4 protein-coding genes are annotated in these 17,685 nt (G+C 63.5%); all 4 read left to right on the top strand.

Features of this window, described 5'->3' with window-relative positions:
- Positions 1-33: 33 nt before the first annotated feature.
- From fabD to EV586_RS10985, 4 genes are read left to right on the top strand one after another with little or no spacing between them, the layout of a single operon-like run.
- Positions 34-1,305 (top strand): ACP S-malonyltransferase, encoded by a 1,272-nt coding sequence (gene fabD, locus EV586_RS11000; protein ID WP_165898531.1) that lies wholly within the window; start codon positions 34-36, stop codon positions 1,303-1,305.
- Complete coding sequence (locus tag EV586_RS10995; RefSeq protein ID WP_132945136.1) at positions 1,305-6,008, top strand: type I polyketide synthase; 4,704 nt, start codon at positions 1,305-1,307, stop codon at positions 6,006-6,008. The genes fabD and EV586_RS10995 overlap by 1 nt, the downstream gene beginning before the upstream one ends.
- Complete coding sequence (locus EV586_RS10990) at positions 6,005-10,846, top strand: type I polyketide synthase (RefSeq protein ID WP_132945135.1); 4,842 nt, start codon at positions 6,005-6,007, stop codon at positions 10,844-10,846. The genes EV586_RS10995 and EV586_RS10990 overlap by 4 nt, the downstream gene beginning before the upstream one ends.
- Positions 10,836-17,678, top strand: coding sequence for a non-ribosomal peptide synthetase (locus EV586_RS10985; protein WP_132945134.1), 6,843 nt, complete (start codon positions 10,836-10,838; stop codon positions 17,676-17,678). The genes EV586_RS10990 and EV586_RS10985 overlap by 11 nt, the downstream gene beginning before the upstream one ends.
- The last annotated feature ends 7 nt before the right edge of the window (positions 17,679-17,685 follow it).

The raw sequence follows: 17,685 nt of genomic DNA, 5'->3' as shown, positions 1-17,685 counted from the left end.
ACTTCAAGACAAAATGCGGGAGGGGCTCTTTTAATGAATAAGATCGTCGCGATGTTTCCTGGACAAGCTTCGCAGTTTGTGGGAATGGGGAAGGGATGGCATGAACAGCACGCCTTGGTGCAGCAGCGTTTTGCTGAGGCGTCGGAGATTTTGGGATTTGATCTGACCAAGCTCTGCTTCGAAGGGCCGGCGTTGAGCCTGAACCAGACGGAAAACACGCAGCCGGCTTTGCTGGCGCTGAGCGTGGCAATGTTTGAAGTGTTTCAGCAGGAGCATGACGTCAAGATCGACTATCTGGCCGGGCACAGCATCGGCGAGTTGTCGGCGCTGACGGCAGCCGGCGTGTTCTCCTTTGCCGACGGGGTGCGGATCGCCCGCGCCCGCGGCGAAGCGATGGCGTCTTGCAACGCGGACGGACTGGCCAGCATGTCGGCGGTGACGCATCTGAAGAGCGATGTGGTGGAAACGGTGATCGGCGCGTTGGCGGCGGCGGGGCAGAATGTGGAGATCGCCAACTACAACAGCCCGACCCAGACCATTCTGTCGGGCAGCAAGACGGCGCTGGCAGCAGCGGGCCAACAGCTGGAAGCGATCGGCGGCCGCGTGGTGGCGCTGAACGTGAGCGGGCCGTTCCACAGCCGCTACATGGCAGCGGCTGCCGAAGCGCTGACCCGCGCGCTGGCCTCGGTCGAACTGGGCCAGATGCGCATTCCGGTGATGAACGGTCAGATTGGCCGCCTGTATCAGGCGCAGGATGACATCAAGGCGATTCTGGTCGAACAGCTGACCGCGCCGGTGCGCTGGACACAGGTGTTGGCACACCTGTCCGACCGCGGCGTCCGCAACTGGCTGGAGGTCGGGCCGGGCAAAGTGTTGAAAAAACTGGCCCTGCAAACGATCTCCGAAGCGAGCGCGTTCGCTTATGACCTTGCGGAAGACCGCACCGCCTGGACGGGACAGATCGAGAAAATCCGCGAGAGCATCCTGCTGGCGCCAAACGCGGTCGGCCTCTGCCTGGGGGCGGCGGTCAGCACGCGCAACACGAACTGGGACGAAGCGGCCTATCAGGCCGGCGTGGTCCAGCCGTACAAGGAGCTCCAAACGCTGCATGATGGCATCGCACAGGGCAAGCGCCTCCCGGAACGGGCGGAGATCGAGCAGGCGTTCACCTTGCTGAAGACGATCTTTGCAACCAAAGGCGTATCGCCGCAAGATCAGGCTTTCCGCTTGCAGCGCATCGTCAATCTGAGCGGCACGGAGGAGCTGTTTCCGGAGCATCTGGCAGTGGCGGAGGAGGGGCGTTGATGGAGCGTCCGACGCTGAAACTGGATGACCTGTTTCTCGAGGAGTGGGAGGAAGAGGAAGAAGAAGGGACGGAAGGGCTTGGCGAGGAGCTGCAGCCTGCACAGCGGCAGGCGGTGGCGATCATCGGCCTCGCCGGGCGCGTCGGCCCGGCGGAGAGTCTGGCCGAGTTTTGGAACCTGCTGCTCAGCGAGCGGGAAGGCGTGCGCGATCTGCCTGAGGCGCGGCGAAACGACTTGGACGCTTTTTTGCGGGCCAAAGGCATGCTGCCGATCGAGGAAGAGCTGTATCTGCGCTCTTCCTACTTGCAGGACATCGCAGGTTTTGACGCCGCTTTCTTCGGCATTTCGCAGCAAGAGGCGAATTTCATGGACCCGAACCAGCGGATCTTGCTGGAGACGGCGTGGAAGGCGCTTGAAGACGCCGGATATGGCGGTGCGGAGATCAAAGGGTCGGACACGGGCCTGTTCGTCGGCTATTCGCATGATTTTGGCGAGGACTACCGCCAGATGCTGAACGTGGCGGCGCCGGACGCTCCGGAGATTTCGGTGGCCGGCAACGTCAAGTCGATCATCGCCTCCCGCCTCGCGTATCATCTCGATCTGCGCGGCCCGTCGCTGCTGGTCGATACGGCCTGCTCGTCGGGGCTGATGGCGATGTATCTGGCCTGCCGCGCCCTGCAGAGCGGGGACTGTTCGCTGGCGGTGGTCGGCGCGGTGAAGACGCAGGTGCTGCCTGTGCTCAATGACGGAAAAAGCGGCCTCGGCGTGCGGGAGATCCGGGATATTCATTCCGGCGACGGCCATACGCGGACGTTCGACGACCTGAGCGACGGCACGGTCACAGCGGAAGGCTCGTTCGCGTTCGTCCTGAAACCGCTGGAAGCGGCGAAGCGGGACGGCGATGCGATCCGCGCGGTGATCCTGGGCGGCGCGGCCAATCAGGACGGCGCTTCGAACGGGATCACCGCGCCGAACTCGGAGGCGCAAAAAGATCTGATCTCCCGTGCGCTCGATGATGCCGGAATTACGGCGGAACAGTTGAGCTACATCGAAGCGCACGGCACGGCGACACGCCTCGGCGATCCGATCGAGATCAGCGGCATTCGGCAGGCGCTGAGCCAATTCACGGAGCAAAAGCAGTTCTGTGCGGTCGGCTCGCTCAAGTCGAACATCGGCCATCTCGACAACGCGGCCGGGCTTGGCGGCATGGCAAAATTGGTGCTGGCGATGCAGCACCGCGTGCTGCCGGCCTCCCTGCATTTTACGATGCCGAACCGCAACATTGGATTTGTGGAGTCGCCCGTCTATGTGCAGGATCGCACCCGCCCTTGGGGCCGCGATCCGCACGAGGTGCTCTATGCGGGCATCAACAGCTTTGGGCTGAGCGGCACGAACTGCCATCTGGTGGTGCAGTCCGCTCCGGCCGAACCGGCCCGCGCTGCGGCTGAACAGGGGCCGCTCTTGCTGCCGCTGAGCGCCAAGCAGGAGCAGGCGCTGCGGCAATTGGCAGCCGCGTATCAGCAGCAGCTGCAACATTCGGATGTATCGCTGGTCGATGCAGTTTTTACGGCCGCGCGGGGCAGGATGCATCATCACATCCGCGCTGCGATTCGCTTTACGACGCGGGAAGAGCTGTGCGCCGCCTTGGGACAAATCGCGGCGTTCGGCGCGGATGCGGCGCGTGTGTCTGACGATGTCAGCATCTGGTACGGGGAGCATCGCGTGGTCGAAAGCGCGGAGAAACGCCGTCGGGATGGCGACTTGACCGAACAGGAGCGGGAAGCGCTCGGCGAAACGGCGCTGGAGGAGCTGAACGGCCTGCAGGGCGGGCTGGAGCAAGCGGTGCTCGACCGCTTGGCGGCGCTCTACACGCAAGGAGCCGATCTGCCGTGGGATCGCCTGACCAAAGGCTTGGGCGCGCGGCGCATTTCCCTGCCGACCTATCCGTTTCAGCATCGGCGCTGCTGGGTCGATCCGGCCGAAACGTCGCCGGAACGGACGGAGCAAGCGCATCCGCTGCTCGGCGCACCGGCGGCCAGCACGCTCGGCCACACGTTGTTTGCGCAGCCGCTTGGCTGTGCGGATGCTTGGGAGCTGGACGAGCACCGGGTGCAAGGCATCGGTCTTTTGCCGGGCACGGCGCTGGTTGAGATGATGGTGGAGTATGCGGCGCGGCAAGCGGGCGAACTGGCAGGTTTGCGTTTTGGCGACATCACGTTTTTGCAGCCGTTTACGGTGCAGGATGGCGAGACAAAAGAGCTCCATCTGCTGGCGGAAGACGAAGGAGACGAGACGCGTCTGCGTTTCGCTTCGCTGTCTGCAGCCGGAGAGTGGATGGTGCATGCGGAAGGCCGGTTCAAAGGCCAAGCTGAGCTGCAGCCGACTGCGCAAGTCGATCTGTCCGCACTGCGCGCGCAGGTCAGCCTGCCGGTCGACACCAACGCTTACGACAATATGGACCGGGGTTTGATCGTTGGCGACCGCTGGGCGCGCTCTTGTATCGGCGGCTGGCGGGACGAGCCGGGTGAGCAGTATCTGATCGAACTGCAGCTGCCTGAGGAATACGGCCGCGAAGGGTACTTGTACCATCTGCACCCCGCCTTGATGGACCTCAGCGTCAACTCGGTGAACCATCTGCTCGACGAGACGGAGCTGTACCTGCCGCTGTCCTACGGCGAGCTGGTGCTGCACAAGCGCCTGCCGACCCATCTGTTCGCTCACCTGAAGCGGACGAGCGGTACGACGGGAGCGAAGGTGCACAGCTTCGACGCGGCGTTGTATGACACCGAAGGGTCGCTCGTCCTCGAAGTCCGGAACTACTGCATCAAGTCGGCATCGAAAGCGCTGCAGCGCGCCGAGCTCGGGGCGAACGTCGGTTTCCGGCAGAGCTTCCGGCCGGCCGCGATGCCGACGGAGCAGGAATTGCCGTCCGGCGCGGTGGTGCTGGCCGGGAACCGCACCCCGGTGCAGGAAGCGCTGGCCCAGCTCTGGCGGGCAGAAGGGCGCACCGTGCTCGAACTGACCGCCGAAGCTGGCGATTGGGGCGAGGGATTGGCGTCGCTGCAAGGGCAGGAAGTGGCGCTGGCGGTCTTCAACTGGCAGCCGGCCGATCTCCGGGAGGAGTCGGGCAACTGGCAGGCAGAAGCGCAGGATGCGCTGTGGCAAGGCTTCCGTTTTGTCTCCGCTTGGACGAGCGCGAAACTGCGGGCACAGGCGGGTCTGGTCGTGCTGACCGAGCGGGGGTATGCGGTCGAAGGGCAAGAACGGCCGATCCAGCCGGGACAGACGGCGCTGAGCGGACTGTGGCGCGTCGCCGGCCTGGAGCTGGCCGGTGACCGGATGCGCAGTCTGGATCATGACGGGACGACCGGGGCTGACGATTTGCTTCGCGAACTGTCGGCAGCCGACCGCCCTGCGTTCCTCGTCTACCGCGAGGCGCAGGCGTATGAGCCGGTGCTGGCGGAGCAGATGCTGCCCGCTCTTGCTGAGCAGGCTGCCATTTCGCCGGACGAGCTGATCGTCATCTCCGGCGGGACGGGCGATCTGGGCGCAGAAGCGGCCGAACTGCTGGTGCGGCACGGCGCGCGCCGTCTGGTCTTGCTCGGACAGCAGGCGGTGCCGCCGCGGGGTGTGTGGCAAGAGCTGGCTGCGTCCTCGGAAGACCTGCCGATGAAACAGCGGGTCGCACGCTGGCAGCAGCTCGAGCAGCAGCTCGACGTGCTGGAGGTGCGCCCGGTGCAGATCGAGGACCGCCAGCAGGTGGAAGAACTGCTGGCCGAATTGCGCACCGCGCACGGGCGCATCGGCGGGGTCTTGCATCTGGCGGGCCGCGCGGGCGACGGCTTCCTGCTGCAAAAGCGGGAGGAGACGTTCCGCCACGTCTATGCGCCGAAAGCGCACGGAGCTGTAAATCTGCATCTGGCCACGCTGCAGGATGCGCCCGATTTCTTCGTGCTCTTTTCCAGCATTGCCGCTCTGGAACTGTATCCGGGGCAAAGCGATTATACGGCGGCCAATCTCTTCCTCGACGCGTTTGCCGAGTATCGGCAAGGGCTGGGGCTGCCTGCGGTCAGCCTGCAATGGCCGGCGTGGCGCGAGACGGGCATCGCCGCCCGCATGGGGGCGGTGGAGCAGAGCGAGGCGTTTGCGCCGCTCGACCGCCACGAAGCGCTGGCGCTGCTGGAGCGGGCGCTGTGGCCGGAAACCCCGTTGCCGGCCGTGCTGATGCCGGGGCGGAAACGCCGGTTGCAACAGGCGAACCAAGGGCGGCCCAAGCGTCAGGAACCGGCTGGAGCGGGAGCTCCTGCGGTGGTGCTGCTGGGCGTGGCCGAGCCGAATGAGACGGAGCTGGCGGTGGCCGGACTGTGGGCGAAGACGCTTGGCATGCGCGAGGTCGACGCCGATGAAGGATTCGAACAGCTCGGCGGCAACTCGCTGTTGGCGTCGCAATTGTATCGGGAATTTGAGGCCCAATATCCGGGCGTGATGCATATATCAGATCTGTTTACCTATACGACCATTCGCGATCAAGCAGCCTATCTGCGGTCCCGGACGGTGGAACCGGAGCCGGTCGCGGCCGCTCCGAGCACCGGAGCGGCGACGGCAGATGATTTGGACGAATTGCTTGAGCTTGTGTTGCGGGGTGAAATGACGGTGGAGGAATCTGCCGACAGATTAGTGTTGGAAAGGGGTCGGGGCAAGTGACAGCACAAGTAAAAAAGTACATTTTGTCGCAAGTCGCCAATCAGCAGCTGTCGAAAGAAGAGGCAAAACAACTGCTCTTGGATCTGGCGGCGGCCGAAGTGGTCATCGAGAAAGACATCGCCATCGTCGGCATGGCGGGGCGCTTCCCGAAAGCGGCAGACGCGGAAGCATTCTGGCAAGTGCTGCGCAGCGGGGAGAACTGCATTCGCGAGTTTCCGGCGGAGCGGGTGAAAGACAGCGCACATGTTATGAGCAATCCCTCTTTTTCCGAATTTATCTTGGGCAATGCGATTCCGCCGGAAGATGTGGGCAACATCCACGCCAAAGCGGGCTATCTGGATGAGATCGACAAGTTCGATGCCGCCTTCTTCGGCATTCCGCCGACCGAAGCGGCCTATATGGACCCGCAGCACCGCATGGTGCTGGAAGTGGCGTGGGAAGCGATGGAAGACGCCGGGTATGGCGGCGAGTCGCTGATCGGCAGCAAGACGGGCGTCTACATCGGCAAAGACAACACCAACTACTCCTACTATCGCCAGAGCGCGGAGAAGCATCCGATGCTGTTGACCGGCACGTGGGAAAGCCTGCTGGCCAGCCGCATCTCGCACCTGTTCGATTTCAAAGCGCCCTGCATGTTGATCGACACCGCTTGCTCGGCAGGTCTGATCAGCGTGCATCTGGCCGCGCAGGCGCTGACAGCGGGCGATTGCGACGTCGCGATCGCAGGCGGCGTGAACCTGTCGATCAACGGCGAAATGAAGCCGAAATACCTCGAAGGCGGCGCGAACATGGGCGGCGTGGAGTCGGGCGACAGCAAGATCCGCACGTTCGACGCCCGCGCGGACGGCACCGTCTGGGGCGAAGGCGTCGGCCTCGTCGTGCTGAAGACGCTGAAGCAGGCGCTGGCCGACGGCGACCACATCCGCGCCGTGATCAAAGGCAGCGCGATCAACAACGACGGCGCATCGAGCAGCATCACCGCCCCGAAAGCGGAGACGCAGGAAGCGGTGATCGTCGATGCCTGGACCAAGGCGGGCATCGCGCCGGAGACGATCTCTTATATTGAAGCGCACGGCACGGGAACGGTGCTCGGCGACCCGATTGAAATCAAAGGCTTGAGCAGCGCGTTCCGCCGCTATACGTCCCGCAAACAGTTCTGTGCCGTCGGGTCGTTAAAAACGAACACCGGGCACTTGGTCGGCGCGTCCGGGGTGGCGTCTTTGATCAAAGTCATCAAGTCGATCGAGCACAAGGAATTGGCGCCGACGATCAACTTCGCGACGCCGAATCCGTACATCAACTTCCCGGAAAGCCCGCTCTATGTCAACGATGCGCTCCAAGCGTGGGAGACGGACGGCCATCCGCGCCGTGCGGCTTTGAGCTCGTTCGGCTTCTCCCGCACCAACTGCCACATGGTGCTGGAAGAGCCGCCGACAGCCGACGTGCTGGAAGCGAAACAGCCCCGCTACTGCCTGACCATCTCCGCCAAAAACGAGCAGGTGATGGCCGACTACCTGCGCCGTTATGCGCAGTTCGTCGAAGAGGCAGCGTGGAACCTGGCCGACCTGTGCTACACGAGCAACATCGGCCGCGGCCATTACGAGCATCGCACGCTGATCGTCGCCGCGTCGAAGGCGGAGCTGCAAAGCGCCCTGTCCCAACTGCTGGCAAACGGCGGCAGCGCCGAAGGGATCGCCGGCGTTTACAGCGGGTTCTACCGCATCGTCAGCGAGAAGAAAGAACAGCGCGATGCCGGAGAGATCTCCAAACATGAGCGGGCGAACTTGAGCAAGACGGCACAACAGAAGCTGCAAGCCTACTTTGGCGGCGAATCGCTCGATGCGTCCTTGCTGGCCGAGTTCGCGGCGCTGTACGTCCAAGGCGCCGATGTCGACTGGAAGCTGTTCTATCAAGGAGAAGCGCGCCGCCGCATTCCGGCTCCCGTCTATCCGCTGCAGCGCACCCGCCACTGGGCGAACCCGAAGATCAGCAAAGTCCGCACGCAGCAGCCGTCGGCGCTGCACCCGCTGGTCGATCAGCAGGTCACCGCACCGAACGGCGAGATCTGGTACGAAACGACGATGCGCGTGGAGGAAAAATGGGTCTTGAAAGACCACCGCATCGGCGGCAAAGCGGTGCTGCCCGGCACCACCTATCTGGAGATGGTGCGCTTCGCAGCCGCCCGCACGCTCGGCACAGAGCGCCTGGAGCTGCGCGATGTGTTTTTCCTCGCACCGCTGGTGGTCGAAGACGGGGCGGACGCGCTGGTGCGCTTGACGCTGACACAGACGGCAGGCGGCTATGCGTTTGCCGTGAACAGCCAGCAGAGCACCGGCGAGTGGATTCCGCACGTCGAAGGACAGGTGGCCGCGCTGACCGAAAGCGAGCCGCTTGTTGTCACCGATCTGGAGGCGCTGAAACAGCGGGCCGATCAAGTGATCGATCCCTATACGGAAAACAACAGCAACGAAGTCTTCACCTTCGGGCCGCACTGGGACACGACGCGCGCCGTCTGGCAGGCTGGGAATGAGACGCTGGCCCGTCTGCAACTGCATGCTGAACTGCAGCATGAACTGGGCGCCTTGCCGCTGCATCCTTCGGTGCTCGACAATGCGGTCAACCTGACCAGCCAGAGCACAGGCACTTTCCTGCCGTTCATGTATAAAAAATTGCAGCTGTTCGGCCCGATGACGAGCGAGTTGTATACGCACATTCGCCTGCAGACGGAAAAGTCGAGCGGCGAAACGCTGACCTACGATGTCGACCTGCTCGACAGCAAAGGCAATGTCTTGGCACAGATCCGCAACTACACCACCAAACGCCTGCATGACTACAAGTCGCTGGGCAGCGGGGCGGCGGCAGGCGCGTGTCTGCAACTGACCTGGGTGCCGCGCGCGGACTCCATTCGCAGCGTGGCAGACGTGACCGGACCGTGGGCGCTGATCGCCACGCCGGGCGCGCGCGCCGTGGAACTGGAGCGGGCGATGGCGGCGGCCGGAGCGGACGTTGCGGCCTATTATCTGGGCGAAGGCGGGTATGCGCCCGATGAGGATGGATTCGATGCGATCTTGGCGAGCGCGGAGGCGCGCGGTGTCAAAGGAATCTTGTTCGCCAGCGATTACACGATGACAGACGAAGAGCGTGATCAGCTGCTGACTTCTGATCACGTCTTCCGTGCCCGCCGTCAGTTGGGCGTGGATGCCCTGTTCCGTTTTAGCCGCCGCTTGCTGAAGCGCAAAAACAAAGAGCTGAACCTGCTGAAAGTCCTGACCCGCGACGCGTGGGTCGTCGAGGGGCAGGAGTCGGGCATGGCGCCGCTGTCGGCGGCAACCGCCGCGTTGGCGCGGGTCATCGGACAGGAATACCGCCATCTGAATGTCGACATTCTCGATGTGGCCGGTGCGGTGCCGGTGTCCGGCGTGGTGCACGAATGCTTCCAAAACGACGGCTGGCGGGCGCTGCGTCCGTCCGGCGTGTACGTGGAAGAGATGCGTGCGCACCGCGAGGCGCTGACCGAAGAACTGACGCTGGAAACGGACGGCGTCTATGTGATCTCCGGCGGCTTGGGCGGCCTCGGCATGGCGATCGCCGAGTTCCTGGCAGGCAAAGGGCCGGTCAACGTGCTCTTGCTCGGCAGAAGCGAGATCGCACCGACTGCAGAGTGGGCAGCGCTTGCCGCGTCGGATGACGCAAAGTCGCAGGAACGCTACGGCCGTCTGCAAGCGCTGCAGTCGAGCCTCGGTGCGCTGGACTATCGCGCGCTCGACGTGACCGATGCGGCCGCTGTGCAAGCGATGCACGCCGCGCTCCAAGCGCGCTATGGCAAGATCAACGGGATCTTCCACGCCGCCGGCGTGGCGGGGGACGGCTTCCTCATGCTGAAAGAGGAACGTCAGTACCACGATGTGCTCAATCCCAAGCTGGAAGGCTCGATGAACTTGCTGCGCCTGTTGCCTGCAGGCGGTGACAGCTTCATGGTGCTGTTCTCCTCGATCTTGGCGGTCACCGGCGGCGAAGGCCAAGGGGACTACAGCGCAGCCAACGCGTTCCTCGACTCGCTGTCCGAGCTGGGCAGACAGTCCGGGCGGAACGTCTCGGCGATGAACTGGCCGGAGTGGGAAGATCTCGGCATGTCGGCCGGACTGAACCAAAAGCGGGAAAGCACCCTGCTTCCGGTCAAAGACGCAGATGTGGGCTCGGTCGTCGCAGCGCTTGCGTTCCTCGACGAAAGTCCGTTCGCCCCGATCTCTGTGGCAGACGGCATGCGCTGGCTGGAGCATTCGATCGTCGCGCCGCAGCGCCGCGTGCTGCCGTCCTCGCTGAACGCAGCGCTGGGCCAGCAGTTGGCCGACAGCCTGCCGTTCCAACTGGCGCCGGAGCTGCAGCGCGTCTTGAGCGCCGGGCAGGAAGCGGCGGCCGGCGGTGCGGGCCAATCGGTGCAGCACATGGAAGTCGCCATTCGCGGCGCGCTGCATCCGACCGAGACGCAAGTGATGCTCGGCAATGCGTTTGGCAACCTGCTAGGGATGAGCGAAATCGACATCTACACCAGCTTCCAGGACATGGGCGGCAACTCGCTGATGACCACCCAGCTCTTGAAGCTGATCGATCAGCATTTCCCGGGCATGGTCGACATCTCCGACCTGTTCTCCTATCCGTCTGTTAAGGAGCTTGCCGATTTCATCGACGAGCGCAGCGGAAAATCGGCTGCTGCTGCCGAGGCTGAGCCGGAAGAGGAAGCCGATCTGATGAGCCTGATCGAACAGGAATTGGAGGGCACCGAGTATCTGGCCGAGTTCAAAGCGCAGCTCAACGGGAGGAAAGACGATGGCAACTGAGAAACTCGACCTCAAAAAAGAGCTGACGCGCTATCTGCTGGCCAAAGTGAAGCAGAAAGACCTGGCTCCCGACGTCGCCATTGAATACATCAAAGAGCTGCAGTCGATGCCGGAGCGGGAAGCGAACGAGACGATCGCAATCGTAGGGGTGGGTTGCAAGTTTCCCGATGCGGACGACCCGGATCAATTCTGGGACAACCTTGCCTCCGGACGCAACTCGATCCGTTCGTTTCCCTCCGCGCGGGCGGACGATTGCCGACGGATCGGGGAAGACCCGTCCGTCTACATGCACGCCGGATTTTTGGAGCGTGTCGATCAGTTCGATCCGGAGTATTTCAACATCCCGCCCCGCGTCGCCGTCAAGATGGACCCGTATCATCGCCTGCTCCTGCAGGTGCTGATCGAGACGATTGAAGACGCGGGCTATCACCGTGGGCAGATCAAAGGCCGCAATATCGGGATCTATATCGGCAATGACCACACGCACCGCCTGGTCAACTCCTATCTGTCGTTCTTGTCGGAGGCCGACTTTACGGTGCTGACCGGCTCGTGGACAGGGGTGCTGGCCAGCCGCCTGTCCTATCTGCTCAACTTGCGCGGACCGGCGATGGTCATCGACACGGCGTGCTCCTCTTCGCTGGTCGCATTGGACAGCGCGGTCAAAGCGATCTGGCAGGGAGATTGTGAAAGTGCGCTGGTCGGCGGCGCGAACTTGCTGCTCACGCCCGGCAATTTCGGCGTCGATGACATTCAGTCTGACGATTTTGTCGTGCGGGCGTTCGATTACCGGGCGGAAGGCACCGTCTGGGGTGAAGGGGTGGCGGCCGTCTATCTCAAGCCGCTGTCCAAGGCGCTCGCCGACCGCGATCACATCTACGGCGTGATTCGCGGCATGGCGATGAACAACGACGGGACGTCGAACGGGCTGACCGCTCCCAACGCCCGGGCCCAGCAGGAAGTGCTGGCCAAGGCGTGGGAGCGGGCGGGCATCCCGCCGGAGACGATCTCCTATCTGGAAACGCACGGCACAGGCACTAAGCTCGGCGATCCGATCGAGATCAAAGGCTTGACCAGCGCGTTTGCCAAACACACGGCGAAGCGCCAGTTCTGCGCGATCGGCTCGATCAAAACGAACATCGGCCATACGGTCGGCGCGGCCGGGATGGCTTCGCTGATCAAAGTCTTGCTGGCGCTGCGCGAAGAAAAGCTGCCGCCCAGCCTCAATTTTGACCAGCCGAATCCTTTGATCGACTTCAGCAACAGCCCGGTGTACCTGCAGGCGGAGCTGACCGACTGGGCAGCCGGAGAAGCGCCGCGGCGGGCCGGGATCAGCTCGTTCAGCCTGTCGGGCACGAACGCCCACGTTGTCGTCGAAGAGGCGCCCCGCGAGGCGAGGAGTGCGGCCGAGCACGGCTGGAACCTGCTGCCGCTGTCCGGCCGCACGCCGGAGCTGCTGCTGAAGTCGGCGATGCGTTACCTGCAGCATTTGCGTCGCAATGACCACTTGCGGGCAGACGACATCAGCTTTACGGCCTGCACCGGGCGCGAGCATGAGCCGGTGCGCGCGGCGATCTTGGGCCGCGATGCAACGGAGCTGTGCAGCGCGCTGGAAGCGTTGATCGCAGCCTTGGCGCAGCGCGGACAAGCGGACGATGCGCTGTCGGGTCTGGTGCGGCAGGAAGCGTCGTTCTCGCTGTTTGTCACCACCGCGCCAAGCGGCGGCGGTGCGCAGATCGATGCGGCCGCTGCGCAAGGGATCGAGCTGTGCGCGCAGCCGGAAGCCCGCGCGAACCGCAAGTTGTGGGAAGCGTTGGCTGACGCTTTTGTGCAAGGCGCTTATCTGGATTTTGCTCCCCTGTTCGCAGGGCGTGAGGTCCGGCGCGTTTCCTTGCCGACCCGTGTGTTCGACAACCGGCGGTTCTGGGATGAGACCCCGCGTCAGGTGGCCGTTCGGGCCCGCGGCGGCGAAGCGGAGCAAGAGCCGGCACGCCAGGCGGACATGCTGTGGGCGCAGGCGCAGACGGCGGCGACCCGCTTGGGCGAGTCGGCCGGCACTGCCGATCCGGTCGAGCATTTTGTCGCTTGGGTCTGGTCGGAAGTGCTCGGCTACTCGCAGATCCAGCCACACGATGATTTTTACGGGCTGGGCGGCGATTCGGTCACCGGCCTGCGCATCATCCAAGGGATCAGCGTGACGTTCGGCGTGGAACTGCCGATCTCGGTGCTGATGGGCACGCCGGTCTTCTCCGGGTTCGTGCAACGCTTGAAAACGGAATTTGGCGTCGACGAGCAAGCGATTGCGGCGGCGCAGGCGAGCAGCTCCGCCACCGGGTCAGACCGGGCAGAGCCGGCCACGCCGTTCCCGTTGTCCCCGGCGCAGAACCGCATTTTTCTGACCTCGCATCTGCAGCCGGAGTCGCTTGGCTACAACGTCACCAGCGCCAAGCGGATGCAGGGCCAGGTCGATCTTGCCGAAGTGAACGCGATTTTCCGGCAGTTGATCGCGCGGCATGACAGCTTGCGCACCTCGTTCCATCTGGAAGCAGGGACGCCGGTGCAGCGGGTGCAGGCTGAGGTCGAGTTTGCGGTCGAACATCGGGTGCTCGCTGGCGATCCGACCCAGAGCCGTGAGCAGCAGGTGCAGGCGGAACTGGCGGAGTTTGTCCGCCCCTTCGATCTGAGCCAGGCGCCGCTGATCCGGGCGAGACTGATGCAGTTTGCCGATGGCGAGTCCTACCTGGCGCTCGACATTCACCATATCGTGACGGACGGCAGTTCGATGGGCGTGCTGTTCCACGACTATATGACATTAGCGGCAGGCGGACGTCCGCAGCCGCTGCGGATGAGCTATCGGGAAGCGGTGGAGTGGCTGTGCAGCCGGCAGGAGGAAGCGCGCTTCGAAAAGCAGCGCGACTGGTGGCGGCAGGAATTTGCGGACGGCGTGCCGATGCTGGAACTGCCGGCCGACCGGCCGCGTCCAACGGCGATGCGCGAGGCGGAAGGGGAGCGCATCTTCCATACGCTGCCCGGCGAGATGACTCAGCAGCTCAAGTCGCTTGCGAAAACGTCAGGCGCGACGCTGTTCATGGTCTTGATGGCCGCCTTCCATCAACTGCTCGCCCGGCTTGGCAACGAGCGGGATGTGGTGATCGGCACCCCGGTGGCGGGGCGGTCGCGGATGGAGCTGCAGCCGTTGGTCGGCATGTTCGTCAACACGCTGCCGGTGCGCACCCGTTCGCAGGAGAGCGATACGTTCCTCCACCTGGTGCAGAACGTGAAAGCGACCGTGCTCGGCGCGTACGAGCATCAAGACTATCCCTATGAAAAGATGATCGAGGATGTGCAGCCGGAACGGATTCCGGGGCGCAATCCGCTGTTTGATGTCTATTTTGCCATGCAGAATATCGACATGGGTCTTGGCGGCACCGAGGAGACGGAGATCCGCTTCGAATCGGGCAGCGCGAAATTTGACATGACGGTCACCGTGCGCGAAACGCCGGACGGCCTGCTGATCGAATGGGAATATGCCACAGCGCTGTTTAAGGGCAGCCGGATGCAGCGCATGGTGCAGCAGTATCAGCGATTGCTCACCGCGATCCTCGCCAACCCGCAGCATACGCTGGCCGAATTGGAGTTGGAGCTGATCGCAGAAGAAGAGCGCCGTCTGCTTCTGCACGAGTGGAATGACACGGCGACCAACTATCCCGGACCGAAAGGGATCGTGTCCCTGTTTGAAGAGATCGTCGAGCGGCAGCCGGAAGCGGCCGCGCTGATCATGGACGGGCAGCAGTTGAGCTATCAGGAGCTGAACGCCCGCAGCAATCGCATCGCCCGAAGCATTGTGGAAAACGGAGTGCAGCCGGGCACAGCTGTGGCGCTCTTGCTGGAGCGCTCGTTCGACATGATCGCGTCGCTCCTCGGCGTGCTCAAAGCAGGCTGTTATTACCTGCCGCTCGATGCGAGCTTGCCGGCGGCCCGCATCCAGGCGATGATCGCCGATGGTTGCGCGCCGCTTCTGGTCACGCATCGCGGGCTGGAAGCAAGCGTGCTGGACGGCGAGACTGCCGGTGTGAAGGTGCTGCGTTTGGAGGCGGTAGACGCCGACCTGCCCGCCCACAACCTTGGGCTGGAAGCGTGCGGCGAAGACCTCGCCTACATCTTGTATACATCCGGGTCGACCGGTATGCCCAAAGGCACGCTGATCCGCCAGAAAAGCGTGATCCGCGTGGTGCGGGATGCGGGCTATCTGACGATCACGTCAGAAGACGTCTTCCTGCAGATCTCCAACTACTCATTTGACGGCGCCACGTTCGACATTTATGGGGCGTTGCTGAACGGAGCGCGACTGGTGCTGTTGCATAAAGAAGAAGTCGGGAATCCGCAAGCGATGCGCGCACTTATCCACGGGCAGGGAGTCACGGTGTTCTTCATCACCACCTCGCTGTTCAACGTGCTGATCGACGCCAGCCCGGACTGCTTTGACAACATGCGGGCGGTGCTGATCGGCGGCGAAGCGCTCTCGTTCCATCACGTGCAAAAAGCGTTCGCCCGCTTGGGTCCGAACCGCCTGATCAATGGATACGGCCCGACCGAAACGACCGTCTTTGCCGTCTGTCACGTGATTCAAGAGGTGCGGGAAGGGGAAGGTCTGCCGATCGGACGTGCGATCGGCAACACCACCTTGTACGTGCTGGACGATCAGATGCGCCTGCAGCCGATCGGCGTGCCGGGCGAGCTGTATATCGGCGGCGAGGGGCTGGCCGTCGGGTATTTGAATCGGCCGGAGCTGACCGCCGAGCGTTTTGTCGACCATCCGTTCCAGCCGGGCGAGCGATTGTATCGCACGGGCGATCTCGTGTCGTGGGACGAAGCGGGGTATCTCCATTACCTCGGACGGCTCGACCAGCAAGTTAAACTGCGCGGGTTCCGCATCGAGTTGTTAGAGGTCGACGCGGCGGCGCGCAAAGTGCCGGGCGTGCGCGAAGTCTGCGCGGGCGTGCATGTCAGCGATTCGGGCGCAGGCACGCTGTGCTTGTGGGTCGAGCCGTTCGACATGGAGGCGTTTGACGGTGAAACGCTGCGACAGGCGCTCGCGCTCGTGCTGCCCGAGTATATGGTGCCGAGCTTTGTGCTGCCGGTCGCGGACATGCCGCTGAACAAAAACGGGAAGATCGACAGAAGCAAACTGCCTGCACCGAGCATGATGCAGCGCGAATCTGGCACCTTGCCCCGCGATGAGCGGGAAGCGATGCTGGTCGGCATCTGGGAACAGGTGCTGGGCGTTACGCCGGGCATCGAAGACAATTTCTTCGCGCTGGGCGGCGACTCGATCAAAGCGATCCAAGTCGCGGCGAAAGTGCAGGCGGCAGGACTTGGGCTGGAGATGGCGATGCTGTTCCAGCATCCGACCGTGGCGGCGCTGGCCCCGCATCTGCAGGCGGCGCGCGCGACAGAAGCGGAGCAAGGCGTGGTCAGCGGTCCTTGTGCGCCGACGGTGATTCAGAAAGCGTTTGCCGAGCAAGTGCACCCACCCGGTCATTACACGCAAGCGATGCTGATCCAAGGCGTGACCGGGCTGGAAGCCGGCAAGCTGGCAGCCGCCCTGACACGCCTCTGCCAGCATCACGATGCGCTGCGCATGTCGGTGAATGAGGACGGCAGCCTGCGTCTGCGCGGGCTGGAGGAAGGAGACTTGTTCCATCTGTCCGAACTGCCGGCGGGCGCCGCGGAAACGGAACAGCGGGACGCGTTCCTGACCGCGCAGCGCCGCCTGCAACTGGAGCGCGGGCCGTTGATCGCAGCGGTGATGAGCGCCGACGCGGGCATGCTGATGCTGGCGATCCATCACATCGCTGTCGACGTCGTCTCGTGGAACACGCTGCTCGAAGATCTGGTCAGCCTGCTCGCCGATGCCGAGCAGCCGCTGCCTTTCAAAACGACCTCCTTGCCCGCTTGGACGAGCCTCTTGCATGAATGGGCGGAGCAAGGTGGCGCTGTCACAGAACTGCCTTACTGGCGAGAGACGGCCATCGCAGCTCAGGCGGAGCAGACGCCCCTTTCCCTGCAGACTTACCGCTATGCAGAAACGGCCGAAGTGACCTGCACGATCGGCGGAGCGACGGGCGACGCGCTGGGCGGCGAGGCGAACCGGGCGTTCCACACCGAGACGGTGCATCTGGTGCTGTCCGTGCTGACCCGTGCGCTGTGCAACTGGACAGATACGTCCGCGCTGCTGCTCAATCTCGAAGGCCACGGCCGGGAAGAATTTGCCCACGGGCTGGATGTCTCCCGCACGGTCGGCTGGTTTACCAGCAACTACCCGGTGCTGTTCCAGACGGGAGCAGATGCGGGCGAGACGGTCAAATCGCTCAAAGAAACGTTGCGCAGCGTGCCGCGCCGCGGTTTCGGCTACGGCGTGCTGAAGGCGCTGACGCCCGGCTTGTCGGAGGAAGATCAGGCACTGCTTGCCTCGATGCGACCGGCGGTCAACTTCAACTATCTGGGCCTGCAAGGGGCGCAGCAGCAAGACGGCGTCACCGTCGAAGCGCTCTCCGCCGATCTCACGGTGGACGGCGACTGCGCATTCCCTTGGGCGCTCGACATCGTGGGCAGCCAGACGGGCGCGGGCATCACATTCGCGATTCGCTATGCGACGTCGCAGTTTGCCAGCGCACAGATGAACGAACTGCTGACAAAAATCACCGAAGCGGCCGACGAACTGGTGCAGTTCTGCCTGGCCCGTCCGAACGGTGAAAAGACCGCGTCCGACTTTACAGTATCTCCGCTGCGGCAAGAAGAGTTGGAGAGCATCTTAGACGATTTGGATCTGTAGCAAGGAA

The organism is Tumebacillus sp. BK434, assembly GCF_004340785.1.
Taxonomy (GTDB): domain Bacteria; phylum Bacillota; class Bacilli; order Tumebacillales; family Tumebacillaceae; genus Tumebacillus_A.
The sequence above is the reverse complement of the archived record's forward strand: the minus strand, read 5'-3'. Positions and strand labels throughout refer to the sequence as shown.